A 23,518-nucleotide genomic window follows, 5' to 3' on the forward strand; every position below is an offset into this window, starting at 1 on the left:
ATCGCCGGCAAGCCGGCTCCTACAAGGTCTTATGCAAGGCCATTGCTATGCCCACTGCCCTATACCGCTTTCTCCTCGCCCTGGCACTGCTGTTGCCGATGGCCGCCCACGCCGGGGACGCCGAAGACTTCGTCGCCGCCGACTCCAGCCAACAGGCCGCCCTGCTGGAAACCTGGGCCGCGCACCCGGAACCGGCACGCATCGAGCTGATCGACGCCCTGCAAAGCGGCCAGTTGACCCTCAATGGCGAAACCAAGACCCTGCGCCTGAACAACCGCCTGCGCGGCCTGATCGACACCGCCGTCGCCGCCCAGCAACTGCTCGCCGCCGATGCCAAGGTGCGCCTGGCCGCCGCCCAGCAACTGCAAAAAAGCGCCAAGCCGGCGCAGCTGAAATTCCTCGACCAGCAACTGGCCGGCGAAACCAACACCGATGTCCGCGCCGCCCTGAGCCTGGCCCTGGCCAATCTGCAATTGGTCGACAACGACCCGGCCGTCCGCCTGGCCGCCGTGCGCCTGCTCGGCGAGAGCGGCGACCCGCTGGCCCGCACCCGCCTCGAAGGCCTGCTGCAACCCGGGGTCGAAGCCGACGCCGGCGTGCACACCGCCGCCGAAACCAGCCTGGCGCAAGTCAAACGCAAGCTGATGATCGGCGAATGGCTCGGCCAGGCCTTCAGCGGCCTGTCCCTCGGTTCGATCCTGTTGCTGGCGGCCCTCGGCCTGGCGATCACCTTCGGCCTGCTCGGGGTGATCAATATGGCCCACGGCGAAATGCTGATGCTCGGCGCCTACGCCACCTACGTTGTGCAGTTGCTGTTCCAGCGCTTCCTGCCCCAGGCCATCGAGTTCTACCCGCTGGTGGCCCTGCCGGTGGCGTTCTTCGTCACCGCCGGGATCGGCATGGCCCTGGAACGCACGATCATCCGCCATCTCTACGGGCGTCCACTGGAAACCCTGCTCGCCACCTGGGGTATCAGCCTGATGCTGATCCAGTTGGTCCGCCTGGTATTCGGTGCGCAGAACGTCGAGGTGGCCAACCCGGCCTGGCTTTCCGGCGGCATCCAGGTGCTGCCCAATCTGGTCCTGCCCTACAACCGCCTGGTGATCATCGCCTTCGCGCTGTTCGTGGTGGTCCTCACCTGGCTGCTCCTGAACAGAACCCGCCTGGGCCTGAACGTCCGCGCCGTCACCCAGAACCGAAATATGGCCGCCTGCTGCGGCGTGCCCACCGGACGGGTGGACATGCTCGCCTTCGGCCTCGGCTCCGGGATCGCCGGTTTGGGCGGCGTCGCCCTGAGCCAGATCGGCAACGTCGGCCCGGACCTGGGCCAGAGCTACATCATCGACTCCTTCCTGGTGGTGGTGCTTGGCGGGGTCGGCCAGTTGGCCGGCAGCGTCATGGCCGCCTTCGGCCTGGGCATAGCCAACAAGATCCTCGAACCGCAGATCGGTGCGGTGCTGGGCAAGATCCTGATCCTCGCGCTGATCATTCTGTTTATCCAGAAACGCCCGCAAGGACTCTTCGCACTGAAAGGACGGGTGATCGACTGATGAACCAGCCCCTGATGCTCACCGCGAGCCAAAAAGCCGGGCCCGGCCTGACCATTGCCGTCGGCGCGATCGTGCTGGCGCTGCTCCTGGCCTTGCCACTGCTGTCGCTGCTGCCGCCGGAGAACCTGTTCCACGTCTCGGCCTACACCCTGACCCTGGTGGGCAAGATTCTCTGCTACGCCATCGTCGCCCTGGCCCTGGACCTGGTCTGGGGTTATGCCGGCCTGCTGTCCCTCGGCCACGGCCTGTTCTTCGCCCTCGGCGGCTACGCCATGGGCATGTACCTGATGCGCCAGGCGTCCGGCGACGAGCTGCCGGCGTTCATGACCTTCCTGTCCTGGACCGAACTGCCCTGGTACTGGACCGGCACCAGCCACTTTCTCTGGGCCCTGTGCCTGGTGGTGCTGGCGCCGGGGCTGCTGGCGCTGGTGTTCGGCTTCTTCGCCTTCCGCTCGCGGATCAAGGGCGTGTATTTCTCGATCATGACCCAGGCCCTGACCTTCGCCGGCATGCTGCTGTTCTTCCGCAACGAAACCGGCTTCGGCGGCAACAACGGCTTTACCAACTTCCGCAGCATCCTCGGTTTCGGCATCACCGAACCGGGCACCCGCGCGGTGCTGTTCTTCGCCACCGTGGTCTTGCTGGTGACCAGCCTCTACAGCGGCTGGCGCCTGGCCAGGAGCAAGTTCGGGCGGGTGCTGACGGCATTGCGCGATGCGGAAAACCGCCTGATGTTCTGTGGCTACGATCCCCGTGGCTTCAAGCTCTTCGTCTGGGTCTTGAGCGCCGTGTTGTGCGGACTGGCCGGGGCGCTGTATGTGCCGCAGGTGGGGATCATCAACCCCAGCGAAATGTCGCCGACCAACTCCATCGAGGCCGCCGTGTGGGTGGCCCTGGGCGGGCGCGGCAGCCTGATCGGCCCGCTGCTCGGCGCGGGCATGGTCAACGGCATGAAGAGCTGGTTCACCGTGGCCTTCCCTGAGTACTGGCTGTTCTTCCTCGGCGCACTGTTTATCGTCGTGACCCTGTACCTGCCCAAGGGCGTGATCGGGCTGCTGAAGAAAAGGGGCGAACAATGAGAGTCACCGCGACCGCCGAATTCATGCTCGAACCGATCCTCGAACCCAACAAGGATGCCGGCAGCAGCCGTGACGCCCTCGGTCTCGGCCAGGCCAAGGGCGACGGCCTGGACACCCGCCACGGCACCATCCTGACCCTGGAAGACATCAGCGTCAGCTTCGATGGTTTCAAGGCCCTGAACAACCTGAACCTGTACATCGGCGTCGGCGAACTGCGCTGCATCATCGGCCCCAATGGCGCGGGCAAGACCACCCTGATGGACGTGATCACCGGCAAGACCCGCCCCAGCCATGGCAAGGCCTGGTTCGGCGAAACCCTGGACCTGTCGTCGATGAGCGAAGTGCAGATCGCCCAGGCCGGGATCGGCCGCAAGTTCCAGAAGCCGACGGTGTTCGAGGCGCTGACGGTGTTCGAGAACCTGGAGCTTGCGCAGAAGACCGACAAATCGGTATGGGCCAGCCTGCGGGCGCGTTTGAGCGGTGAGCAGAAGGACGGGATTGCCCAGGTCCTGGAAACCATTCGCCTGACCGGCTCGGTCAATCGCCCGGCCGGTTTGTTGTCCCATGGCCAGAAGCAGTTCCTGGAGATCGGCATGCTGCTGGTGCAAGACCCGCAACTGTTGTTGCTCGACGAACCGGTGGCAGGCATGACCGATGCCGAGACCGAGTTCACCGCCGAGCTGTTCAAGAGCCTGGCCGGCAAGCATTCGCTGATGGTGGTGGAGCACGACATGGGTTTTGTCGGCGCGATTGCCGACCATGTCACCGTGCTGCACCAGGGCAGCGTGCTGGCCGAGGGATCGCTGGAGCAGGTGCAGGAAAACGAGCGGGTGATCGAGGTCTACCTCGGCCGATAGCTGTACCCATTTCCTCCTGTAGGAACGGTGCTTGTGTGGGACAGCCCATGCGTCCACCCCAATCAGAATTTGCGACAGTTGATGAGAGCCTGACCATGCTGCAAGTCGACAAACTGCACCAATACTACGGCGGCAGCCACATCCTGCGGGGCCTGTCCTTTGACGTGAAAGTCGGCGAAGTCACCTGCCTGCTGGGCCGCAACGGGGTGGGCAAGACTACCCTGCTCAAATGCCTGATGGGCCTGCTGCCGGCCAAGGAAGGAGCGGTGCAGTGGGAAGGCAAACCCATCACCAACCTCAAACCGCACCAACGGGTCCACGCCGGTATCGCCTACGTACCCCAGGGCCGGGAAATCTTCGGCCGCCTGAGCGTGGAAGAAAACCTGCTGATGGGCCTCTCGCGCTTCCCTGGCGTCGAAGCCAAGGAAGTGCCGGCGTTCATCTACGAACTGTTCCCGGTCCTGCTGCAAATGAAACAACGCCGTGGCGGCGACCTTTCCGGCGGCCAGCAACAACAGCTGGCCATCGGTCGGGCACTGGCCAGCCGCCCACGCCTGCTGATCCTCGACGAACCCACCGAAGGCATCCAGCCCTCGGTGATCAAGGAGATCGGCGCGGTGATCAAGAAACTCGCCGCCCGCGGCGATATGGCGATCCTGCTGGTGGAGCAGTTCTACGATTTCGCCGCCGAGTTGGCCGATCAGTACCTGGTGATGTCCCGGGGCGAGATTGTCCAGCAAGGTCGCGGAGAAAATATGGAAGCCGAAGGTGTGCGCGGACTGGTTACGATCTAACCTGTAGCGTCACGACGATAATTAGAAACCATGAATTCAACTGTCACTCACGCCCTGTTCACTCCCAGCTGGCACGCCGAGCTCGAACTCGGCTACGCCCGCTTCGGCGATTGCACGCGCCCGGTCACCCGGCGCCATCTGGGCCCGTTGCGGGTGCAGAAACACCTGTATGCCGAAGGTCCGCAAGTCTGCCAGCACATTATCGTCCACCCGCCCGGGGGGATTGCCGGCGGTGACCGGCTGGCCATCAGCGCCCGCGTCGAAACCGATGCCTGGGCGCAACTGACCAGCCCCGGTGCCGCGAAGTGGTATCGCGCCAACGGGCCGGCCTACCAGACCCTGGACCTGAAGGTCGCCGCCGGCGCGACCCTGGAATGGCTGCCCCAGGAAACCATCGTCTTCAGCGCGGCCCAGGCCGAGTTGAACACCCGCATTGACCTTGAAGGCGACGCCCGCTTGCTCTACTGGGATATGGTCGCCCTCGGGCGCCCCGCCAGCGGTGAACGCTTTGATCGCGGGCATTTCCAGTCACAGCTGGATATCCGTCGCGACGGCCAACTGCTCTGGCACGAACGCCAACGCATCCAGGGCGACGACGGCCTGCTCGACTCGCCCATCGGCCTCGACGGCCAACCGGTCTTCGCCACCCTGCTGGTGACCGGTGAGATCGACAGCGAGCTGCTCGAACGCTGCCGTTCAGCGCCGACCCGGGTGCGCGGCGACCTGACCCAACTGCCCGGCCTGCTGGTGGCCCGCTGCCTGGCCGGCGAGGCCCTGCATGCCCGTGCCTGGCTGATCGAGCTGTGGCGGCTGTTGCGCCCGGCCCTGCTGGGGCGCGAGGCCGTGCCGCCGAGGATCTGGAACACATGAATATGCCAACCTTCTTTTACTGCCTGCCAACGGACTCCGAACCATGGACCTGACTCCCCGCGAAAAAGACAAACTGCTGATTTTTACCGCTGGTCTGGTGGCCGAACGGCGCCTGGCCCGTGGGGTGAAACTCAACTATCCGGAAGCCATGGCCTATATCTCGGCGGCTCTGCTGGAAGGTGCCCGCGATGGCCGGACCGTGGCCGAGCTGATGCACTTCGGCACCACCCTGCTCAACCGCGAACAAGTGATGGAAGGCATCCCGGAAATGATCCCGGAGATCCAGGTCGAGGCCACCTTCCCCGATGGCACCAAGCTGGTCACCGTCCACCAACCCATCGCCTGAGGCCGAGCATGTCCTACGTAATCCGCGATGCCGTCCACGCCGACCTGCCGGCGATCCGCGACATCTACAACGACGCGGTGCTCAACACCACGGCGATCTGGAACGAACAACCGGTGGACCTGGGCAATCGCCAGGCCTGGTTCAGCGCCCGGCAAGGCCAGGCTTACCCGATCCTGGTGATCGTCGACAGCCACAACAGCGTCCTCGGCTATGCCTCCTTCGGCGACTGGCGGCCCTTCGAGGGCTTCCGCCACACCGTCGAACACTCGGTCTATGTGCGCAGCGACCAGCGCGGCAATGGCCTCGGCCCGCAACTGATGGCGGTGCTGATCGAGCGCGCCCGTGACTGCGGCAAACATGTGATGGTCGCCGCCATCGAAAGTGGTAACGCCGCTTCCATTCGCCTGCATGAACACCAGGGTTTCACCATCACCGGGCAGATGCCCCAGGTGGGGGTGAAGTTCGGCCGCTGGCTGGACCTGACCTTTATGCAACTGACTCTGAATCCGGGTGCCCTGCCGCCCGCCGTCAACCAGGAGTAACCGCCATGAACGCCGCCCAACTGCGTCGTGTGAATAACGAAAGCTTTGCGCACTACCGCCAGGGTTTGATCGATTTGCTGCTTGACGCCGTTCGGCACGGCGCCAGTGTAGGTTTCATGGCCGATCTCGATGCCGGCCAGGCCCGCGACTACTTCGATACGGTGCAAACCGCGCTGCAGGACGGCAGCCTGCTGCTCTGGGTGGTGGTGCGTGACGAACAGGTGCTGGCCAGCGTGCAACTGAGCCTGTGCCAGAAGGCCAACGGCCTGAACCGCGCCGAAATCCAGAAGCTGCTGGTGTACAGCGAGGCCCGCCATCGCGGTCTCGGCCAGCAACTGATCCAGGCCCTGGAGCAGACGGCAAAACAGCACAAGCGTGGCCTGCTGCATCTCGACACCGAGGCCGGCTCCGAAGCCGAAGCCTTCTACAGCGCCCTGGGCTACACCCGGGTCGGCGAACTGCCGAACTACTGCACGACACCGGATGGTCGCTACAAGGCCACCGCCATTTATTTCAAGACCCTGGGACAACCCGAATGATTCCTGGTGAATATCAGATCCAGCCCGGCGACATCGAACTCAATGTCGGTCGCCGCACCCTCAGCCTGAATGTGGCGAACAGCGGTGACCGACCGATCCAGGTCGGTTCGCACTATCACTTTTTCGAGACCAACGACGCCTTGAGCTTCGATCGCGCCGCCAGCCGTGGCATGCGCCTGAATATCCCCGCCGGCACCGCCGTGCGCTTCGAACCGGGGCAGAGCCGGGACGTTGAATTGGTGGAGTTGGCCGGGTTGCGGCGGGTGTTCGGGTTTGCCGGGCGGGTGATGGGCGACCTTGACTGAGGTGTTGCCTGTACCGACGCCTTCGCGGGCAAGCCCTGCTCCTACAGTTCTGCGTCGAATACAAATTCTGCGTACGACATAAATCTGTAGGAGCAGGGCTTGCCCGCGAAGACGGACTCAAGTTCGCCATCACCGATTCGCCTGACACCGGATGAATGCTCGCCCTTTTTAAGGACCCACAATGAAGATTTCCAGACAAGCCTACGCCGACATGTTCGGCCCCACCGTCGGCGACAAGGTGCGCCTGGCCGACACCGACCTGTGGATCGAAGTGGAAAAGGACTTCACCACCTACGGTGAAGAAGTGAAATTCGGCGGCGGCAAGGTGATCCGCGACGGCATGGGCCAGGGCCAGCTGCTGGCCGCCGAGGTCGTCGACACCCTGATCACCAATGCCCTGATCATCGACCACTGGGGCATCGTCAAGGCCGACGTCGGCCTCAAGGACGGGCGCATCGCCGCCATCGGCAAGGCCGGCAATCCGGACATCCAGCCCGACGTGACCATCGCCATCGGCGCCAGCACCGAAGTCATCGCTGGCGAAGGCATGATCCTCACCGCCGGCGGCATCGACACCCATATCCACTTCATCTGCCCGCAGCAGATCGAAGAAGCGCTGATGAGCGGCGTCACCACCATGATCGGCGGCGGCACGGGACCGGCCACCGGCACCAACGCCACCACCTGCACCTCCGGGCCCTGGCACCTGGCGCGCATGCTCCAGGCCGCCGATGCCTTCCCGATGAACATCGGCTTCACCGGCAAGGGCAACGCCAGCCTGCCACAGCCGCTGATCGAGCAGGTCGAGGCCGGCGCCATTGGCCTCAAGCTCCACGAAGACTGGGGCACCACGCCGGCGGCCATCGACAACTGCCTGAGCGTGGCCGACCAGTACGACGTGCAGGTGGCGATCCACACCGACACCCTCAACGAATCCGGTTTTGTCGAAACCACCCTCGGCGCGTTCAAGGGCCGTACCATCCACACCTATCACACCGAAGGCGCGGGCGGCGGCCATGCGCCGGACATCATCAAGGCCTGCGGTTTCCCCAATGTGCTGCCCAGCTCGACCAATCCGACCCGGCCGTTCACTCGCAACACCATCGACGAACATCTGGACATGCTGATGGTCTGCCATCACCTCGACCCGAGCATCGCCGAGGACGTGGCCTTTGCCGAAAGCCGTATCCGCCGGGAAACCATCGCCGCCGAGGACATCCTCCACGACCTCGGCGCGTTCTCGATGATCAGCTCCGACAGCCAGGCCATGGGCCGCGTCGGTGAAGTCATCACCCGCACCTGGCAGACCGCCGACAAGATGAAGAAACAACGCGGCCCGCTGCCGGGCGACGGGGACGGCAACAGCAACTTCCGGGTCAAGCGCTACATCGCCAAATACACCATCAACCCGGCGATCACCCATGGCATCAGCCATGAAGTGGGCTCGATCGAAGTGGGCAAATGGGCCGACCTGGTGCTCTGGCGCCCGGCGTTCTTCGGTGTGAAACCGACGCTGATCCTCAAGGGTGGGGCGATTGCCGCCAGCCTGATGGGCGACGCCAATGCCTCGATCCCGACGCCGCAGCCGGTGCACTACCGGCCGATGTTCGCCAGCTACGGCGGCTCATTGCACGCCACCAGCCTGACCTTTATCAGCCAGGCGGCGCAGGCCGCGGGGATTCCCCAGAGCCTGGGCTTGAAGAAAAAAATTGCGGTGGTCAAAGGCTGCCGCGATGTGCAGAAAACCGACCTGATCCACAACGACTACCTGCCGCAGATCGACGTCGACCCGCAGACCTATCAGGTCAAGGCCGATGGCGTACTGCTATGGTGCGAACCGGCGGACGTGCTGCCGATGGCGCAGCGCTACTTCCTCTTCTGAGCCCAGGCCAGCCATGGATGGCTTGGCCGTCAGGGTTGGATGGCGGCAAAGAAGGTTTTCGACGTCTCGACCAGCCCCAACTGCTGCAGGCAGTCATTGATCCCATCCATCATCCCGAGGTCACCCGGATGGGGCTTGCCGTCCAGCACACGATGCAAGGCACACAGGAACAATAATTTGCCGACGGCATTGTCGTTGGCCATATCCTTTTTCCCGTCGGCAATGCTCAGTGCCGCCTGGTTGATCTGGCTTTCGGTGTTGCTCAACAGATCTGCTTTGTTCATGACAGTCGCTCCTTTGAAGAGGTACTGCTTTGAGTGAATACAGCACGAATTCACACTAAGCCTGCCGGGAGGTAGCGTCTACTGTCAGAAATGACAGGTATAGATGAGTCAGGCCACCTGAAACCCACCCCTCAAAAGGGACTGAAAAGCGCTAAGCTAGCCCTCATAAAGAGCGATCCTCCCTTCGAGGCAACAAGCATGCACCTATCAACCTTTATCGTGCAGCAGGTCGACAGCATCGTCGATGAGTGGGAACAGTTCGCCAAGACCCTGACCCCGGCGGCGGACACCATGGGCCGGGTCGCCTTGCGTGACCACGCCAAATCGATCCTGCTGGCCGCCGCCCGGGATATGGAAACCAGCCAGAGCACCAGCCAACAGACCGCCAAGTCCAAGGGCGACAGCCTGGACAGCAGCCCCGGCCTGGACATCGCGGCGGCCAGCCACGGCGAACTGCGCCACACCGCTGGTTTCGACCTGATGCAGATGACCTCGGAGTTCCGTCACCTGCGCGCCTGCGTGATTCGCCGCTGGGTCAATAGCCTGGTGTCGCCGGAGCTGACACATTTCCAGGAGATGATTCGCTTCAACGAAGCCATCGACGAAGCCCTGACCGAATCCACCGCCGCCTACGCCGAGCAGGTCAACCGTTCACGGGATATTTTCCTCGCCATCCTCGGCCATGACCTGCGAGCGCCCTTGCAGGCCGTGACCATGTCCACCGAAATGCTGGTGCGCAAGACCCGCCTCGATGCCGACGGCCTGGTCTATGTCGCCAATATCAAAAGTGGCACCCGTCATATGAGCAGCATGATCAGCGACTTGCTGGAGTTTGTCCGCAGCCGCCTGGGCAGCAGCCTGCCCATCGACCCGGCACCGATGGACCTGAGCAGTGCGGCGAAAGCCGCCATCAATGAAGCCTGGGCCGGGCAGCCGGATTGCCTGCCGTTGCTGAAGGTGGAAGGTGATGTCCATGGGGTCTGGGATCGCGGGCGCATCGAGCAACTGCTGCAAAACCTGATCGGCAATGCCTTGCAGCACGGTGCCAACCATCGGCCACTGACCCTGAGCCTGGACGGCGGCACGGACAGGGTTCGCCTGACCATGCACAACTTCGGCACGCCGATCCCCCAGGAAGCCCTGGCGACGATCTTCGATCCGTTGGTGCGCGGCGCTGATGAAGAGATCGGCCAGCCGGGTACCGCCACCAGCCTGGGGTTGGGGCTGTATATCGCCAAGGAAGTGGTGACGGCCCATCAGGGTACGATAGAGGTCAGCTCCAGCGCCGAAGACGGCACACGTTTTACCGTGGTCCTGCCCAGAATCTCTCGGGCCTAGGGCCCAGGCCTGTATTCACTCGTGCACAAAGCGCCCCAGGCGCTGGCGCAGCATCTGGTTCTCCGCCCGCAGCAGTTGCACTTCCGCCAGCAGGTCCAGCGCCAGGGCGACGCCTTCCCACTCCAGCTCAAGATCCCGATGCAGCTTCACCGCGCGGCGGGCAATACCCGGCGCTTCATCGCCAAAACGCCAGGCCTCGGGCGAGCGCCCCTGAGGTTCAAGAATGCCGTGTTCGACGATTTCGATCACGTAGGCAACCGGCAATTGGGTCACCTCACAAAAAGCCTGCATATCCAGTTGAACGTTCAAGGGGCTGCTCATGATTAGCTACTCCATTGCTCTCTCGGGTCGAAGGCGGCCTTTTTCGCCAGTTCCTGCCACAACGCCTTGACGGCATCGTCGTTCTGCCGTGGCATCACCGCCTTGAGCTGCACGAACAGATAACCGCGCTGCCCGGCCTTGTTCAACAGGCCGTGGCCCTTGGCCCGCATACGCTGGCCGTTCTGGCTGCCCGCCGGGACCTTGAGGTTGATCTTGCCGGTCAGGGTCGGCACCGCGATCTCCGCGCCCAACGCCAATTCCCAGGGCGCCAGCGGCAGGGTGATGATCAGGTTCTCTCCTTCGACATCGAATTTGGGGTGAGGTGCGAAACGAATCGTCAGGTACAGGTCGCCATTCGCCCCACCGCCGACACCCGGCGCGCCCTGGCCCTTGAGGCGGATACGCTCGCCGTCGGTGACACCGGCCGGAATCTTCACGTTCAGGCTCTTGCTGGTGTTGCTGACATGCTGCCCGGCGGCATTGTGCTGCGGAATCTGGAAGCTGACCTTCTTCGACTCGTTCGAGAGGCTTTCCTCCAGGAAGATCGGTAGTTCCAGTTCCACGTCCTGCCCTCGCCGGCCGGCGCTGCGGCCTGGTTGTCCACCGCCAAAACCATTGCCGCGCGAGCCGAAGATCGAACTGAAGAAGTCCGAGAAGTCGCCTGTGTCCGCGCCGCCACCACCGAAACCGCCACGGCCCTGCCAACCCGGCGGGCCCTGAAACGGCTGGCCGTGCTGGCCGTATTTGCGCAAGTCGTCGTATTCGGCGCGCTTGTCGGCGCTTTTCAGCGCTTCATAGGCTTCCGACGCGTCCTTGAACTTCGCTTCGGCGTCCTTTTCCTTGCTGACATCCGGGTGATACTTGCGCGCCAGCTTGCGGTACGCGGCCTTGATGGTCTTGTCGTCCGCCGTCGGCTCCACACCCAGGATCTTGTAATAGTCTTTGAAGTCCATCTAAGGATCACCATCCGTTATCGATATCGCGCCGCTCGGCAAGACACAGCATGCGCGCATCGGCGCGACAAAGATTGACCGATCTCAAGGCTGTGACTCAGGGGCGCTGCAGAAGTTTATCGGCCGTTGCCGGAATTTCTTGTCATCGATGGCAACAGGCAGAACCAATGAGTGCAAGTTTGGGGACGATTGCCCACCTTTCAAGTCCAATCCGTTACAAGAAGCGCTATTTAACGGATCGCCGGCCTTCGAATCCGTGCGCGACTGGCATACACTGCGCGGCCGTTTTGCAACCGGAACCCGAACACCATGAACAACGCCTCTCCAGCCCGTGCCTGCGGTATCGACTTCGGCACCTCCAACTCCACCGTCGGCTGGATACGTCCCGGCATGGAAACGCTGATCGCGCTGGAAGACGACAAGATCACCCTGCCGTCGGTGCTCTTCTTCAATTTCGAGGAGCGCCGTCCGGTCTATGGCCGGCTGGCCCTGCATGAGTACCTGGAAGGCTACGAAGGCCGGCTGATGCGCTCGCTCAAGAGCCTGCTGGGCTCCAAGCTGATCAAGCACGACACCAGCGTGCTCGGCACGGCGATGCCGTTCAAGGACCTGCTGGGGCTGTTTATCGGCCAGTTGAAGCAACGCGCCGAAACCACTGCCGGACGTGAGTTCGAGCAGGTGGTGCTGGGCCGCCCGGTGTTCTTCGTCGACGAAGACCCGGCCGCCGACCAGGAAGCCGAAGACACCCTGGCGGAAGTAGCGAAGAAGCTCGGTTTCAAGGAAGTGTCCTTCCAGTACGAACCGATCGCCGCCGCCTTCGACTACGAGTCGACCCTGGACCGTGAGGAGCTGGTGCTGATCGTCGACATCGGCGGCGGTACCTCGGACTTCTCCCTGGTGCGCCTGTCGCCGGAGCGCCGGGGCCTGGACAACCGTCACGACGATATCCTCGCCACCGGCGGCGTGCACATCGGCGGGACCGACTTCGACAAGCAGCTGAGTTTGCAAGGCGTGATGCCGCTGTTCGGCTACGGTAGCCGGATGAAAAGCGGCGCCTATATGCCCACCAGCCATCACATGAACCTGGCGACCTGGCACACCATCAACTCGGTGTACTCGCAGAAAACCCAGCTGGCCCTGGGCAGCATGCGCTACGACATCGAGGACACCGGCGGCATCGATCGCCTGTTCAAGCTGATCGAACAGCGTGCCGGCCACTGGCTGGCGATGGAGATCGAGGAAACCAAGATCGAACTGACCCATGCCGAACAGCGCCATGTGCCGCTGGATCGCATCGAGCCGGGCTTGAGCGTGGAGTTGAGCCGGGCCCTGTTCGAGTCGGCCATCGACAACCTGCTGGAGCGCATCCGCACCAGCGTCACCCAGTTGCTCGGCGATGCCGGGGTGGGTGTCGCGCAGGTCGACACGGTGTTCTTCACCGGCGGCTCCAGCGCCATTCCGGCACTGCGCCAGAGCGTCTCGGCGATGCTGCCCAATGCCCGCCATGTGGAAGGCAATATCTTCGGCAGCATTGGTAGCGGTCTGGCGATCGAAGCGAAGAAGCGCTACGGCTGAAACAGCGAGGACTGTGGTGCAACGCGGTCCTTCGGCGCCCGTCCACGGCGCCATCGCCGGCAAGCCTGACGGGATGACGCCAGTCGCGTCAGACCAGCTCCGCCAGCTTCAGCTCGCTCTTGATGTACGCATAATAGATCGGCCCCGCCACCACGCCCGGCAGGCCGAAGGCGGCCTCGAACACCAGCATCGCCATAAGCAACTCCCAGGACTTGGCACTGATCTGCCCACCGACGATCCGCGCGTTGAGGAAGTACTCCAGCTTGTGGATAAACATCAGGTAGCCCAACGCCGCCGCCGCGACCCAGATCGACAGCGACAGGCCGACGATGGTGATCAGGGTGTTGGACATCAGGTTGCCGATCACCGGCAACAGCCCGAGCAGGAAGGTCAGCACGATCAGGGTCTTGGTCAGCGGCAGCTTGATCCCGCACAGCGGCAGGATCACCGCCAGGAAGATCGCGGTGAACGCGGTGTTGAGCGCCGAGATCTTGATCTGCGCGAAGACGATATTGCGGAACGCCTGTACCAGCAGCCGCAGGCGGTCGAATAGCGCCGCCGCCAGGGGCTTGCGCAGGGTGATGTCGGAGGCATGCTGCAAGGCCACGATCGCCCCCAGCACCATGCCGATCAGCAGGGTCACGAACATATGCGCCGCGTCCTTGCCCACCAGTTGCAACTCGCTCAGGTGCTTGGTCAGCCACTCGCCGATAGCGACCTGGAACTCCGCCGCACTGGCCGGCAGGTAGGCGTCGATAAACGGCGGCAACTGCCCGCGCGCCTTGTCCACCACCACCATGAATTTGCCGAGGGATGCGCCGGGGTTTTCCGCTTCATGCAGCAGAAAACTGATGGCCCCGGCAAAGATCAGGCTCAGCACACTGACGATCAAGGTGCCCAGCAACGCCACCGCCAGCCAGCGCGCACGCCGTCCGGCAATCAGGTGCTCAAGCTTGGGCGTGAGCATATTGACCAGCTCGAAGACCAACAAACCGGCCAGCAGACTGGGCAGCAGCCGCAACGGCAATGCCAGCAACAACCCACCGAAAACAAGGATCAAACTGGCCAGGACTACATAACGCTGGGAAAACGCTGACATACAGCCTCAAAAAGAACGGCGCTAAAAGACAGGCAGTCTGCCAGCCTTCTCTTGGGAGGACCAGCGGCAGGCGCCAGAAGGACGGTGGCCTGGCATCTTAATGAAGAGTTGTGACAGGCAGGCGACGCAGCATCATGAAATTTCGCGGCAGCAGGGCTTGCCCGGATCACGAGCAAACCCTGCTCCGGTAGAGCGTCAAAACTACTTCTTCTTCAGGCAATTGCTGATGTAGGTCTTGTACGCATCGCCCTTGAGCCCCTGGGGCCGGTTGGCGTTGCAGTCCTTCATTTTCTGCTGCTGCGGGGTCAGCACCTTGGCCGGTGCCGCCATGGTCGCCGCCTTGCTCGCGGGCATGGCCGGTGTGGCGGCAGGGGTGACCGCGGGAGTGGCGGCAGGCGCGGCTTTCAGGCAATTGCTCATAAAGGCCTTGCGTGCATCACCCGCAAGATTCTGGGTCTTGGCGTCCGCGTTGCAAGTGCTCATCTTGCTTTGCTGAGCCGTCGCCGCAAACCCCTGTGAGCAAAGTAACAAGCCGATCAACAACAATGGGATACGAAGCATCTTCATGGAGTGTTCTCCTTGTTACCGTACCGAAGGGCACGGCATGCCTTCAGTGTAGACAAACGCTGTTACACATCCAGCGAGGCCAGGCTAGGCCATGCGCGCCTGGCGCCGGTATTGCTCCGGTGAACAACCGGCCTGGCGCTGAAACATGGCGATAAACGCCGAGGCCGTGCTGTAACCCAGGTCGAAGGCGATCTCCTGCACGCCGCGACTGGTTTCCAAGGCCTGCAGCGCGCCGATAAAGCGCAGGCGCTGGCGCCATTCACCAAAGCCGATCCCCAACTCGCGGACGAACAGGCGGGCCAGGGTTCGCTCACTGACGTGCAACTGCTCGGCCCACTGCACAAGCGGGCGGTTGTCCGCCGGGGCCTGCTGCAAGCCCTCCAGCACCCTGAGCAAGGCCGGGTCGTCGGAATACGGCAGGTAACAGTGCTCCACCCTGGCCTGGTGCAACTGGTCCACCAACACCTGCGCCAGGCGCACATCCGCCGGGGAGTCGGGGATTTTCACATCGCGCCGGGCGAAGTCGTTGAGGATCGACTTGAGAATATCGCTGATGGCCAGGGTGCTCGCCTCGGCGGGCAGATCGCGGCAATGCTCCTCGGCCAGGTAGACCGAGCGGTAGACAATCGCCTGGGCGTTATGGGAACTGTGCACGGTGTTCGGCGGTATCCACAACGCATAGCGCGACGGCGACATGAAGCGCCGGCCGGCCACTTCGTAGTGGATGACGCCGTGGGACACATAGTCGAGCGAACCCCAGGGATGACAATGGGCTGCCGCATGGCGATCGGGGCCGAATTCGGCATAGCGGAAGTACACCGAGGCCGGCAAAGAGGGAAAATCGGGGATGTCGATGTAGTGCTTGCCCATGCTGTCCGGATTCCAACGCAAATTGACCGGATCGAAGTATAGGCTTTCATCCAGACACGAGGATAATCCCTCCTCATTGACGATTCTGGTTGTAACCCTTATGCAATACGCGTTTCCCCTGCTGGCAATCTTTATCTGGGCCGGCAACACCGTGGTCAACAAGATGGCGGTCGGCGCAATCTTCCCGGCGGAGATCGGCTTCTACCGCTGGTTGCTGGCGGGCCTGCTGTTCACTCCGTTCATGTTTCGCCAGGTGCAGGCCCACTGGAGCCAGATCCGCCCGAACCTGGGCCGGATCTTCGTGCTAGGAGTACTCGGCATGGCGGTCTACCAGAGCCTGGCGTACTTCGCCGCGACCCTGACCTCGGCCACCAACATGGGCATCATCCTGTCGTTGATGCCCTTGATGTCCTTGACCCTGGCGATCCTCAGCCTCGGCCAGCGCCTGACCGCCGGAGCCTTGGCCGGAGCGGTGCTGTCGTTTGCCGGGGTGCTGGTGGTGGTGTCGACCGGCAGCCTGACGGCGCTGCTAAGCCACGGTGTGAATCTGGGTGACGCAATGATGCTGATCGCCACCCTGGCCTATGCGGTCTACAGCACCCTGCTGAAAAAATGGCAACTGCGCCTGCCACCTCTGGTGTTGCTGTACCTGCAGGTGCTGGTGGCGGTGGTGGTGCTGTTCCCGCTGTTCTGGCTGTCGCCGAAGGTCGGGCCGAACCTGCACAACGCCGGGCTGGTGCTGTATGCCTGCCTGCTGGCGTCGATGCTGGCGCCGCTGGCGTGGATGCGCTCGGTGGCCACCCTCGGGCCGAGCCGGACCACGCTGTTCTTCAACCTGCTGCCACTGATCACCGCGCTGATTGCCGCCGCGGTGCTGCACGAAAAATTGGCGTGGTATCACCTGCTGGGCGGGGCACTGACCCTCGGCGGGGTGATCCTCTCGGAACGCTGGACCACCGCGTTGCGTCGCGCCTGAACGGGCTGCGGCACTCGCCGTGCCTACTGTTCCTCGGCCGTTATCTGTAGATCCGGATCCAGGCTTTGCAAGGTAATGCCCTTGGCCACCGCGCCGAAGACCCGGTGCAGCAACGGGTTGCGATGCCGGCAATAGCAGTCCAGCGCGACCAGTTGATGACCGAGTTCGCGCTTGACTCGGTAGCCGGTCTGGCCGCTGTCCAGGCGCGTGGCCCCGACACTGTAGGACCACTTCACCGCCTGCTCCCAGAGCTGGAAATACAAGTGCGCCTGTTTGCCCACCTGGTAGTCGATGCCGATGAACTTGTTGATGGCCTTGTCACCGAGCAGAAAGCAGAGCATGAACGCCACCATCTTGCCGGTCTTTTCATCGCTCAACAGGATGAAATGCGACTCTGGCTTGAGGGCGATCTGGCGAAAGAACTCGAAGGTGAGCTTTTCGAATTTGGTCTTGCCCTTCTCGTAGGTTTGCAGAAAGAGGCTGTACAGCTCTTGCAGCGTTGCTTCATCCGGTTGCTGCACGACCTGGACCGTCAGGGCTCCTGGCACCAGACCGTGTTTGAGCTTCTTTTTCAGCAGATAACGGTGACGGCTCTTGAGGGTCTTGAGATAGCCCTCGAAACCACCCGGGGCCAGTTCGACCGCCGTGCCCGGAAAACTCACCATGGGAAACAGCCCGCGGGTTGCGCACAGCCCTTCAAACGCCGCTTTCTGGGCTTCGCCAAAATCCTTCCAGACAGTCATCGCCGCGTTCTTGGCTTTCGCCCGCAGGCTCAGCGCGTCTTGCAGCGGCCCGAGGATATCCGCCAGCGAATACCCCGGCAGCAAACCGATAGTGCCCTCGTCGGAACAGGGTGAACCGACGAACAGGGTGCGCTGGTAACGCAGTGCCGGGATCACCCGGAGCATCTTGGCAATCACCGGCGGAACGACCAATTCCATGGGCACGTTCATGATGAACGTGGGCGCCAAGCCGATCGGCTGCCCATCTTTCTCCAGAATGGCATAGGCAAATTCGAACTGGTCTTCAAGCCCGCCCTCTTCCAGGGCTTCATACCACCAACGACCTTCGACGCCGCTAAAACAGCTTTCCCACAGTGTGGCGGGAACAGACGCAGCGTGGCTGGCCCATTGAACTTGAAGCATTAAAACATCCTCTCAGTCGACTCCCTCCTGAGAGGGCCCATCCTTATACCCCCATGCAGGTGCATCGAGAAAGGATGGAAGCCAATTATTTCAACCGCTATAGCGCGGTTCGCCACGTTGCCAAAGGCCGTGCCCGGGCAACGCTCACGCGACTTGCGGCACTCAGTCGGCAATCACCACAATCGACACCCGGCGGTTCTCGGTACGTCCCTCTGCCGTGTCATTGCTGGCCACCGGCACGCGACTGCCGAGACCGCGCACCTGAATGTTCTGGTGTTGCATACCGGTCTGCTCCAGCACCGTCGCCACACTGTTGGCCCGACGCACAGAGAGCTGTTCGTTATAGGCGTCCTTGCCCGACGCATCGGTATGCCCGTCCACCCGCACCCGCTGGATACCCACGCCCAACAGGGCCTTGGCGATGCGCTCGACAATGTCGTGGCTTTCCTTGTTCAGCACTTCCAGGTCACTGCCGAACAGCACCTTACCCGACAGGCCGAAAGCCCAGCCCTCGTCCGTCAGTTCGAAACCCTGTTGCTTGAGCACGGCGATCTGCGCCGCGCTCAGGCCTTTGGGCGGCGCGGTCTGGCAGCCGGCCAGCGCCAGCAGCGCGGTAAACAGGGCCAGGGTGAAAAAACGCAGGGTCCGACGGGTCAATGTGTACAAGGGTTCAACTCCTGGTCTGAACAATGGCGGCGGAGTGCTCCGACCCCGCCGTGTGCTGCCCGCCTCGGGCGAGGCGCTTGGCATGGTACATGGCCGCATCGGCGGCGTTGAGCAAGGTGCCCGGGGTGGCGCCATGATCGGGATAAACCGCGATGCCGATGCTCAGCGAGGTCAGCACCTGGGCTTCGCCGGGCACCGGGATGGGGGCATCCATGCTGGCAATGATCTTGTCGGCAATGCGCTGGGCGTCTTCGATCTTGTGCACCGGCGTGAGCAGCACGGCGAACTCATCGCCGCCCAGGCGCGCCACCAGATCCTCTTCGCGCAACTGCGCCCGCACCCGCGTGGCCACGGCGACCAGCACCGCATCGCCCGCCGCATGACCGAAGTTGTCGTTGATCTGCTTGAAGCGATCACTGTCGAGAAACAGCACGCCGACCCGCTCGCCCTGCTTGGCGGCATTGCGCAGCGCGCGCATCAACCGGCCTTCGAAGAAGGCCCGATTCGGCAGGCCGGTCAGGCTGTCGTGGCTGGCCTGGTGGGCCAGGGATTCGTTTTCACTTCGCAGGTGGGTCTGCCAGGACTCCAATTCGTCGAGCAGGGCATTGAAGTCGGTGCCCAGGTTGTCCAGCTCGGCAATCTGCGCCGGCGGCACACGTCGGTCGAAGGCACGCTCGACGCGCGCGGCGTGGGCCACGTCGGCGAGGCTGCGCAACGGACCGATAATACCGCGCAACAAGCGCCGGGCCAGGTACAGCCCGAGCCACGCCGCCAGGGCACTGCACACGACGATACCGAGCAGACCGCTGATCAGGAAACGCAACAGGCTACCGCCATGGCCAGTCAGGCGAATGCTGCCGACCTCGCGATCCTGATGGACAATCGGCAGGCGGATCGGTTGTTCCAGCAGGGCCCGCGCCAATTGCATTTCCACTTCAGAGAGCAGGCCGGTTTCCGGCCGCTGCCAGCGCGCCAGCAATTGACCGCGGGCATCGAAGACTTCGGCATCGGCCACCTCCTCCGTCTCGGCGATCAGGGCCAGGGCCTCGGTAGCCGCACTGCTGTCGTTGAACACCACCGCCGCTTCCACGGTGTAGCTGATGGAACGGGCGATCAGCTGCAGATTGTGGTCGGCGTAGACCCGCAGGGCCAGCACACCGAGAAAGGTCAACGAAACACTCACCAGGCCAACGGCGGCCATGGCCGCCAGCAGATGCCCACGCCCGAGCACCGAACGCAGGCTGGGGCGCGTGCCGGACCTGAGCCAGCCGATCATGGCTGGGGACTCCGGCGCCGCGAGAGTTGCAACACGCTGGGGTGAATACGCACGCCACTGCGGGCGACCGAGTCGAGGTTGACCTCGAACGACACCTGGCTATCGGCGACCCGCAGGCAGAACAGGCTGCCCACGGTGCACTGATCGCCGCCTTCGCTGATGCTCAGCACCGCGTGGCCGTTCAGGGCACTGAAGAGTTGGCTGCGTTCTTCGCTGCTCAGCTTGCCGATATACACGGCATCACAGGCACTGCCGAGGGTCGGGCTGCTCGCCAGCAGGCGCTGGACCAATACCGGTCGCCCGGACGCCTGGGTGGTGCCCTTGACCAGATCGTCGGTGTACTCGGTGGGGCCGACAATACACAGGCGCAGTTGCGCAGGCTCCACCGGCCAGCGCGCATAACTGAGAATCCCCAGCACCACCTGGGTGACCGCCTGGGCACGCTGATCGGCCGCGGCGCTGGGCACGGCGTCCTGGGCAAAGCTGATGTGCGTCGACAAACAGAGAAGGGCAGACAGGCAGAACTGTCTCCAACCCCAAAACCGCCCTGTCGTCGAGACAGCCACGCCCATGAAGGAATTCTCTTAAAGCAACGTAGGAATAGTGCCGCAACGATAGCACACCCCTTGGATCGTCAGAATGGGTCTGCAGCACTAGATAGCCAACTATTGGTTTATAAATCTCTGAAGTATGGATTTGAGCTTTCCTATTCTTCTGCGTGCCATGGGCTGCCTAAGATCGACACCACGCTCCTGCAGGGGAGAAGGCTCTCCCCTGATCTGATGTCAGACCGGCTCCGCAGAGAACTGGCTAGACGAACGCCCTCTGTTACTGCCGTAACCGCTCGTCCCGGCCCCACACCGTGACGCGCATCGAACCGTTCAAGGCTTCGTTGAGGCGCACCGATGAAACTGGAGATTTTCCGTACCCTTTGGGGTTATACCGCGAGCAAGGCCCAGGCCCTTGAAGAACTGCTGGCCGCCGGCTTCGACGGCCTGGAGGCGCGGCTGCCGCTGGACGCCGCTGAACGCCGCGAGTTCGCCGCCTTTCTGCGGGCCAACCACCTGGGCTATATCAGCACCGTTTTCACCGCCTACGACGTGCTCCCCCAACAGGCCGCCGCGCCCGCCGAACACCTGCAGGACCTGGACCGCAAACTGGCCTGGGCCGCCGAGCTGCAACCGCGTTTCGTCAATGTGCTGGCCGGCAACGACCGCTGGGCCCTGGCGCAACAGGTGGAGTTTTTCGGCCAGGCCATGGCCCTGGCGAAACGTCACGGTCAGTTCTGCACCTTTGAAACCCATCGCTCGCGCTCGCTGTTCAATCCCTGGGTCACCCTGGAACTGATCCGGCAACTGCCCGACCTGCGCTTCACCAGCGACATCAGCCACTGGATCGTCACCTGCGAACGCCTGCTGGACGATCCCGCCGATGACCTCAGCGCCTTTGTCGAACGCGTCCACCATATCCAGGCGCGGGTCGGCTACGACCAGGGTCCGCAGGTGCCGCACCCCGGCGCCCCGGAATACGCCCGCGAGCTGGCCTTCCACCAGGCCCACTGGGAAAGCATCTGGCGCGCCCAGCAAGCACGCGGCTACACGGCCACCACCTTGACCCCCGAGTTCGGCGCCGACGGCTACCTGCATCACCTGCCCTTCACCAATGTGCCGGTCGCCGACCTGTGGTCGCTGAATGTCTGGATGGCCCGGACCGAACGCGAACATTTCCAGCGTTTCAGCCAATCAACCCAACCCTGAGGTGCTTGCGTCATGCCTGAGAACACACCCAACAGCCCGGCCCAGGCCAACTTCAAGAGCATTCCGCAGGTGAACATCGCCGGGCTGTTCAGCGTCGAGCTCGAACACCGGCTGGCGGTGGCCGAGCAACTGGGGGCCGCCGCCAGCGAGGTGGGCTTCCTCTACATCACCGGGCACGGGATCGATCCGCAGTTGATCGACAACCTGCGCCAGGCGGCCAAGGACTATTTCGCCCAGCCGTTCGAAACCAAGATGCGGCATTACATCGGTACCTCGGAATCCCACAAGGGCTTTGTCCCGGAAGGCGAAGAGGTGTACGCCAAGGGCAAGCCGGACCACAAGGAAGCCTTCGACATCGGCTTCGAAGTACCGGCGGACGATCCGCTGGTACTGGCCGGCACACCGCTGCTGGGACCAAATGACTGGCCGACCCTGCCCGGTTTCAAGGACGCGGTGCAGGCTTATTACGCGGCGGTCTTCGCCCTCGGTCGCAAGCTGTTCCGCGGTTTTGCCCTGGCCCTCGGCCTGGAAGAGAACACCTTCGATGCGCTGGTCACCCGACCGCCGTCGAAGCTGCGGTTGATCCACTACCCCTTCGACGGGGCCGCCCAGGATGCCCCCGGCATCGGCGCCCACACCGACTACGAGTGCTTCACCATTCTGCTGGCGGATAAACCGGGCCTGGAAGTGATGAACGACCAGGGCCAGTGGATCGACGCGCCGCCCCTGCCGGGAGCCTTCGTGGTGAATATCGGCGACATGCTCGAAGTGATGAGCGCCGGGGCCTTTGTCGCCACCGCGCACCGGGTGCGCACGGTGAGCGAGGAGCGTTATTCCTTCCCGCTGTTCTATGCCTGCGACTTCCACACCCTGATCCAGCCGCTGCCGGGTTTCGCCCAGGCCGGCCAGGACTATGAGCAGATCGCCATTGGCGAGCACATGTACGGCCAGGCCTTGCAGACCTACCAGTACCTGCGCAAGCGCGTGGAAAACGGCGAGATTGCCCTGCCGGACAAAGCTCGCAAGCCGTCGAGTTTCGGCCACTTGAAAAACCAGGCGCAGCCGTCCTGACCCAGCCCTCACACCCCAGCCTTCACATCGGAGCCACCCAACATGTATAAGAAAACAACCAGCCTGACCCTGATCGCCGCCGGCCTGCTGTGCAGCAGCGCCGCCTTCGCCTCGACGGCCACCCCCGGCCAATTGAAGGTCGGGATGGAAATCACCTACCCGCCCTTCGAGTCCTATGACGCCGACAAGAACGTGGTCGGTTCCGATCCCGAGTTGTCCCAGGCCCTGGCCAAGCACCTGGACGCCAAGGCGCAGTTCGTCGACACCAAGTTCCCGAGCCTGATCCTCGGCCTCAATGCCGGGCATTACGACGCAATCATTTCCGGCATGTACATCACCCCCGAGCGCCAGACCCAGGCCATGACCATTGCCTATGCCAAGACCGGCGCGGCGATCATGGTGCCCAGCTCCAGCACGCTGAAGCCGGGCACACCGGAGGACCTCTGTGGGCTGAAGATCGGCCTTGAACAGGGCACCACCTGGGTCGCGCAGTTCCAGAAGCTGTCGACCGATTACTGTGTACCCAAGGGCAAGGGCGCGATCACGGTGAACGAGTATCCCTCGGCACCGGAAGTGACCCAGGCGCTGCTGTCCAACAACGTTCAGGCGCAAGTGGAAATTGCCGGTGCGGCCAAGCTGATCGCCGAGAAGACCAAGGGCCGGGTGGTGGTGACCAGCGAACACCTGATCTATGCGCAGACCCTCGGGATCTTTGTGAAGAAGGGCAATGACGCGACGTACCAGGCGCTGCTCAAGGCATTCGAGGAGACGAAGAAGAGCGGCGAATACGCGGCCATACTGAGCAAGTACAGCCTGGAAGCGGCGGAGTAAAAACCACTGTTTCTGGAGTAGACCA

At 63.1% G+C, this 23,518-nt stretch carries 26 protein-coding genes; 16 read left to right on the forward strand and 10 right to left on the reverse strand.

The genetic code is table 11. The features are described from left to right. The first annotated feature begins 47 nt into the window (after positions 1-47). From urtB to ureC, 10 genes are all read left to right on the forward strand, one after another. Entirely contained in the window at positions 48-1,550 is a 1,503-nt protein-coding gene (gene urtB, locus M5B42_RS28005) for an urea ABC transporter permease subunit UrtB (protein WP_248747632.1), read from the forward strand. Then, on the forward strand, positions 1,550-2,629 hold the full coding sequence (gene urtC, locus M5B42_RS28010) for an urea ABC transporter permease subunit UrtC (RefSeq protein WP_103495226.1): 1,080 nt from the start codon (positions 1,550-1,552) through the stop codon (positions 2,627-2,629). The genes urtB and urtC overlap by 1 nt, the downstream gene beginning before the upstream one ends. Further along, complete coding sequence (gene urtD, locus M5B42_RS28015; protein WP_218227684.1) at positions 2,626-3,486, forward strand: urea ABC transporter ATP-binding protein UrtD; 861 nt, start codon at positions 2,626-2,628, stop codon at positions 3,484-3,486. The genes urtC and urtD overlap by 4 nt, the downstream gene beginning before the upstream one ends. A 95-nt stretch (positions 3,487-3,581) precedes the next feature. Further along, positions 3,582-4,280 carry an urea ABC transporter ATP-binding subunit UrtE gene (gene urtE / locus M5B42_RS28020; RefSeq protein WP_248747633.1) on the forward strand — a complete coding sequence of 233 codons (699 nt, stop codon included), beginning with the start codon at positions 3,582-3,584 and terminating at the stop codon, positions 4,278-4,280. A gap of 30 nt (positions 4,281-4,310) precedes the next feature. Next, positions 4,311-5,150, forward strand: a complete 840-nt coding sequence (locus M5B42_RS28025; protein WP_248747634.1) for an urease accessory protein UreD — start codon at positions 4,311-4,313, stop codon at positions 5,148-5,150. A gap of 43 nt (positions 5,151-5,193) precedes the next feature. Next, positions 5,194-5,496, forward strand: coding sequence for an urease subunit gamma (ureA, locus tag M5B42_RS28030; RefSeq protein WP_103495230.1), 303 nt, complete (start codon positions 5,194-5,196; stop codon positions 5,494-5,496). 8 nt (positions 5,497-5,504) lie between these two features. Then, entirely contained in the window at positions 5,505-6,038 is a 534-nt protein-coding gene (locus M5B42_RS28035) for a GNAT family N-acetyltransferase (RefSeq protein ID WP_248747635.1), read from the forward strand. Between the two features lie 5 nt (positions 6,039-6,043). Further along, a complete protein-coding gene (locus M5B42_RS28040) occupies positions 6,044-6,577 on the forward strand; it encodes a GNAT family N-acetyltransferase (RefSeq protein WP_248747636.1) in 534 nt (177 codons plus the stop codon). Next, positions 6,574-6,882 carry an urease subunit beta gene (locus M5B42_RS28045; protein ID WP_100944249.1) on the forward strand — a complete coding sequence of 103 codons (309 nt, stop codon included), beginning with the start codon at positions 6,574-6,576 and terminating at the stop codon, positions 6,880-6,882. Before M5B42_RS28040 ends, M5B42_RS28045 begins: the two co-directional genes overlap by 4 nt. A gap of 181 nt (positions 6,883-7,063) precedes the next feature. Then, positions 7,064-8,764 carry an urease subunit alpha gene (ureC, locus tag M5B42_RS28050; RefSeq protein ID WP_248747637.1) on the forward strand — a complete coding sequence of 567 codons (1,701 nt, stop codon included), beginning with the start codon at positions 7,064-7,066 and terminating at the stop codon, positions 8,762-8,764. A 29-nt stretch (positions 8,765-8,793) separates the two neighbouring features. Here the strand turns inward: ureC and M5B42_RS28055 are convergent, their stop codons facing one another. Further along, positions 8,794-9,048 carry a hypothetical protein gene (locus tag M5B42_RS28055; RefSeq protein ID WP_103495234.1) on the reverse strand — a complete coding sequence of 85 codons (255 nt, stop codon included), beginning with the start codon at positions 9,046-9,048 and terminating at the stop codon, positions 8,794-8,796. Positions 9,049-9,246: 198 nt separating this feature from the next. Between M5B42_RS28055 and M5B42_RS28060 the strand changes: the two genes are divergently transcribed. Continuing rightward, on the forward strand, positions 9,247-10,386 hold the full coding sequence (locus M5B42_RS28060; RefSeq protein ID WP_103495235.1) for a HAMP domain-containing sensor histidine kinase: 1,140 nt from the start codon (positions 9,247-9,249) through the stop codon (positions 10,384-10,386). A gap of 15 nt (positions 10,387-10,401) precedes the next feature. Here M5B42_RS28060 and M5B42_RS28065 read toward each other — a convergent pair whose 3' ends face one another. Both M5B42_RS28065 and M5B42_RS28070 read right to left on the reverse strand, forming a co-directional pair. Further along, entirely contained in the window at positions 10,402-10,707 is a 306-nt protein-coding gene (locus tag M5B42_RS28065) for a chaperone modulator CbpM (protein WP_103495236.1), read from the reverse strand. A gap of 2 nt (positions 10,708-10,709) precedes the next feature. Beyond that, entirely contained in the window at positions 10,710-11,660 is a 951-nt protein-coding gene (locus tag M5B42_RS28070) for a DnaJ C-terminal domain-containing protein (protein WP_103495237.1), read from the reverse strand. 309 nt (positions 11,661-11,969) lie between these two features. On the opposite strand from M5B42_RS28070, the gene M5B42_RS28075 reads away from it, so the two are divergent. Beyond that, a complete protein-coding gene (locus M5B42_RS28075) occupies positions 11,970-13,235 on the forward strand; it encodes an Hsp70 family protein (protein ID WP_248747638.1) in 1,266 nt (421 codons plus the stop codon). 88 nt (positions 13,236-13,323) lie between these two features. On the opposite strand, the gene M5B42_RS28080 is transcribed toward M5B42_RS28075, so the two are convergent. From M5B42_RS28080 to M5B42_RS28090, 3 genes are all read right to left on the reverse strand, one after another. Beyond that, positions 13,324-14,334 carry a hypothetical protein gene (locus M5B42_RS28080; RefSeq protein WP_177101270.1) on the reverse strand — a complete coding sequence of 337 codons (1,011 nt, stop codon included), beginning with the start codon at positions 14,332-14,334 and terminating at the stop codon, positions 13,324-13,326. A 201-nt stretch (positions 14,335-14,535) separates the two neighbouring features. Beyond that, positions 14,536-14,901 (reverse strand): PsiF family protein, encoded by a 366-nt coding sequence (locus M5B42_RS28085; protein ID WP_248747639.1) that lies wholly within the window; start codon positions 14,899-14,901, stop codon positions 14,536-14,538. A gap of 84 nt (positions 14,902-14,985) precedes the next feature. Beyond that, positions 14,986-15,771, reverse strand: a complete 786-nt coding sequence (locus M5B42_RS28090; protein ID WP_248747640.1) for a helix-turn-helix transcriptional regulator — start codon at positions 15,769-15,771, stop codon at positions 14,986-14,988. 100 nt (positions 15,772-15,871) lie between these two features. Between M5B42_RS28090 and M5B42_RS28095 the strand changes: the two genes are divergently transcribed. Continuing rightward, positions 15,872-16,747, forward strand: a complete 876-nt coding sequence (locus M5B42_RS28095; RefSeq protein WP_177101264.1) for a DMT family transporter — start codon at positions 15,872-15,874, stop codon at positions 16,745-16,747. A gap of 23 nt (positions 16,748-16,770) precedes the next feature. Here M5B42_RS28095 and M5B42_RS28100 read toward each other — a convergent pair whose 3' ends face one another. From M5B42_RS28100 to M5B42_RS28115, 4 genes are all read right to left on the reverse strand, one after another. Next, a complete protein-coding gene (locus M5B42_RS28100; protein ID WP_177101262.1) occupies positions 16,771-17,892 on the reverse strand; it encodes a GNAT family N-acetyltransferase in 1,122 nt (373 codons plus the stop codon). Positions 17,893-18,054: 162 nt separating this feature from the next. Next, positions 18,055-18,558: an OmpA family protein gene (locus M5B42_RS28105; RefSeq protein WP_177101260.1), complete on the reverse strand. Its 504-nt coding sequence runs from the start codon at positions 18,556-18,558 to the stop codon at positions 18,055-18,057. Between the two features lie 4 nt (positions 18,559-18,562). Further along, on the reverse strand, positions 18,563-19,831 hold the full coding sequence (locus M5B42_RS28110; protein ID WP_349292794.1) for a diguanylate cyclase: 1,269 nt from the start codon (positions 19,829-19,831) through the stop codon (positions 18,563-18,565). Beyond that, positions 19,831-20,406: a YfiR family protein gene (locus tag M5B42_RS28115; protein ID WP_177101258.1), complete on the reverse strand. Its 576-nt coding sequence runs from the start codon at positions 20,404-20,406 to the stop codon at positions 19,831-19,833. Before M5B42_RS28115 ends, M5B42_RS28110 begins: the two co-directional genes overlap by 1 nt. 333 nt (positions 20,407-20,739) lie before the next feature. Between M5B42_RS28115 and M5B42_RS28120 the strand changes: the two genes are divergently transcribed. From M5B42_RS28120 to M5B42_RS28130, 3 genes are read left to right on the forward strand one after another with little or no spacing between them, the layout of a single operon-like run. Continuing rightward, positions 20,740-21,591 (forward strand): sugar phosphate isomerase/epimerase, encoded by an 852-nt coding sequence (locus tag M5B42_RS28120; RefSeq protein ID WP_248747642.1) that lies wholly within the window; start codon positions 20,740-20,742, stop codon positions 21,589-21,591. Between the two features lie 12 nt (positions 21,592-21,603). After that, a complete protein-coding gene (locus M5B42_RS28125; RefSeq protein WP_248747643.1) occupies positions 21,604-22,662 on the forward strand; it encodes a 2-oxoglutarate and iron-dependent oxygenase domain-containing protein in 1,059 nt (352 codons plus the stop codon). Positions 22,663-22,704: 42 nt separating this feature from the next. Next, complete coding sequence (locus M5B42_RS28130; protein WP_152741548.1) at positions 22,705-23,493, forward strand: ABC transporter substrate-binding protein; 789 nt, start codon at positions 22,705-22,707, stop codon at positions 23,491-23,493. Positions 23,494-23,518: the final 25 nt, after the last annotated feature.

The sequence above is a fragment of the Pseudomonas sp. MWU12-2037 genome (assembly GCF_023242345.1).
Lineage (GTDB): Bacteria > Pseudomonadota > Gammaproteobacteria > Pseudomonadales > Pseudomonadaceae > Aquipseudomonas > Aquipseudomonas gingeri_D.

Excerpts from the sequence above, each read along its gene's own strand:
- urtB (WP_248747632.1), top strand. The coding sequence starts at position 48 with ATGCCCACTGCCCTATACCGCTTTCTCCTCGCCCTGGCACTGCTGTTG.
- urtC (WP_103495226.1), top strand. The coding sequence starts at position 1,550 with ATGAACCAGCCCCTGATGCTCACCGCGAGCCAAAAAGCCGGGCCCGGC.
- urtD (WP_218227684.1), top strand. The coding sequence starts at position 2,626 with ATGAGAGTCACCGCGACCGCCGAATTCATGCTCGAACCGATCCTCGAA.
- urtE (WP_248747633.1), top strand. The coding sequence starts at position 3,582 with ATGCTGCAAGTCGACAAACTGCACCAATACTACGGCGGCAGCCACATC.
- M5B42_RS28025 (WP_248747634.1), top strand. The coding sequence starts at position 4,311 with ATGAATTCAACTGTCACTCACGCCCTGTTCACTCCCAGCTGGCACGCC.
- ureA (WP_103495230.1), top strand. The coding sequence starts at position 5,194 with ATGGACCTGACTCCCCGCGAAAAAGACAAACTGCTGATTTTTACCGCT.
- M5B42_RS28035 (WP_248747635.1), top strand. The coding sequence starts at position 5,505 with ATGTCCTACGTAATCCGCGATGCCGTCCACGCCGACCTGCCGGCGATC.
- M5B42_RS28040 (WP_248747636.1), top strand. The coding sequence starts at position 6,044 with ATGAACGCCGCCCAACTGCGTCGTGTGAATAACGAAAGCTTTGCGCAC.
- M5B42_RS28045 (WP_100944249.1), top strand. The coding sequence starts at position 6,574 with ATGATTCCTGGTGAATATCAGATCCAGCCCGGCGACATCGAACTCAAT.
- ureC (WP_248747637.1), top strand. The coding sequence starts at position 7,064 with ATGAAGATTTCCAGACAAGCCTACGCCGACATGTTCGGCCCCACCGTC.
- M5B42_RS28055 (WP_103495234.1), bottom strand. The coding sequence starts at position 9,048 with ATGAACAAAGCAGATCTGTTGAGCAACACCGAAAGCCAGATCAACCAG.
- M5B42_RS28060 (WP_103495235.1), top strand. The coding sequence starts at position 9,247 with ATGCACCTATCAACCTTTATCGTGCAGCAGGTCGACAGCATCGTCGAT.
- M5B42_RS28065 (WP_103495236.1), bottom strand. The coding sequence starts at position 10,707 with ATGAGCAGCCCCTTGAACGTTCAACTGGATATGCAGGCTTTTTGTGAG.
- M5B42_RS28070 (WP_103495237.1), bottom strand. The coding sequence starts at position 11,660 with ATGGACTTCAAAGACTATTACAAGATCCTGGGTGTGGAGCCGACGGCG.
- M5B42_RS28075 (WP_248747638.1), top strand. The coding sequence starts at position 11,970 with ATGAACAACGCCTCTCCAGCCCGTGCCTGCGGTATCGACTTCGGCACC.
- M5B42_RS28080 (WP_177101270.1), bottom strand. The coding sequence starts at position 14,334 with ATGTCAGCGTTTTCCCAGCGTTATGTAGTCCTGGCCAGTTTGATCCTT.
- M5B42_RS28085 (WP_248747639.1), bottom strand. The coding sequence starts at position 14,901 with ATGAAGATGCTTCGTATCCCATTGTTGTTGATCGGCTTGTTACTTTGC.
- M5B42_RS28090 (WP_248747640.1), bottom strand. The coding sequence starts at position 15,771 with ATGGGCAAGCACTACATCGACATCCCCGATTTTCCCTCTTTGCCGGCC.
- M5B42_RS28095 (WP_177101264.1), top strand. The coding sequence starts at position 15,872 with ATGCAATACGCGTTTCCCCTGCTGGCAATCTTTATCTGGGCCGGCAAC.
- M5B42_RS28100 (WP_177101262.1), bottom strand. The coding sequence starts at position 17,892 with ATGCTTCAAGTTCAATGGGCCAGCCACGCTGCGTCTGTTCCCGCCACA.
- M5B42_RS28115 (WP_177101258.1), bottom strand. The coding sequence starts at position 20,406 with ATGGGCGTGGCTGTCTCGACGACAGGGCGGTTTTGGGGTTGGAGACAG.
- M5B42_RS28120 (WP_248747642.1), top strand. The coding sequence starts at position 20,740 with ATGAAACTGGAGATTTTCCGTACCCTTTGGGGTTATACCGCGAGCAAG.
- M5B42_RS28125 (WP_248747643.1), top strand. The coding sequence starts at position 21,604 with ATGCCTGAGAACACACCCAACAGCCCGGCCCAGGCCAACTTCAAGAGC.
- M5B42_RS28130 (WP_152741548.1), top strand. The coding sequence starts at position 22,705 with ATGTATAAGAAAACAACCAGCCTGACCCTGATCGCCGCCGGCCTGCTG.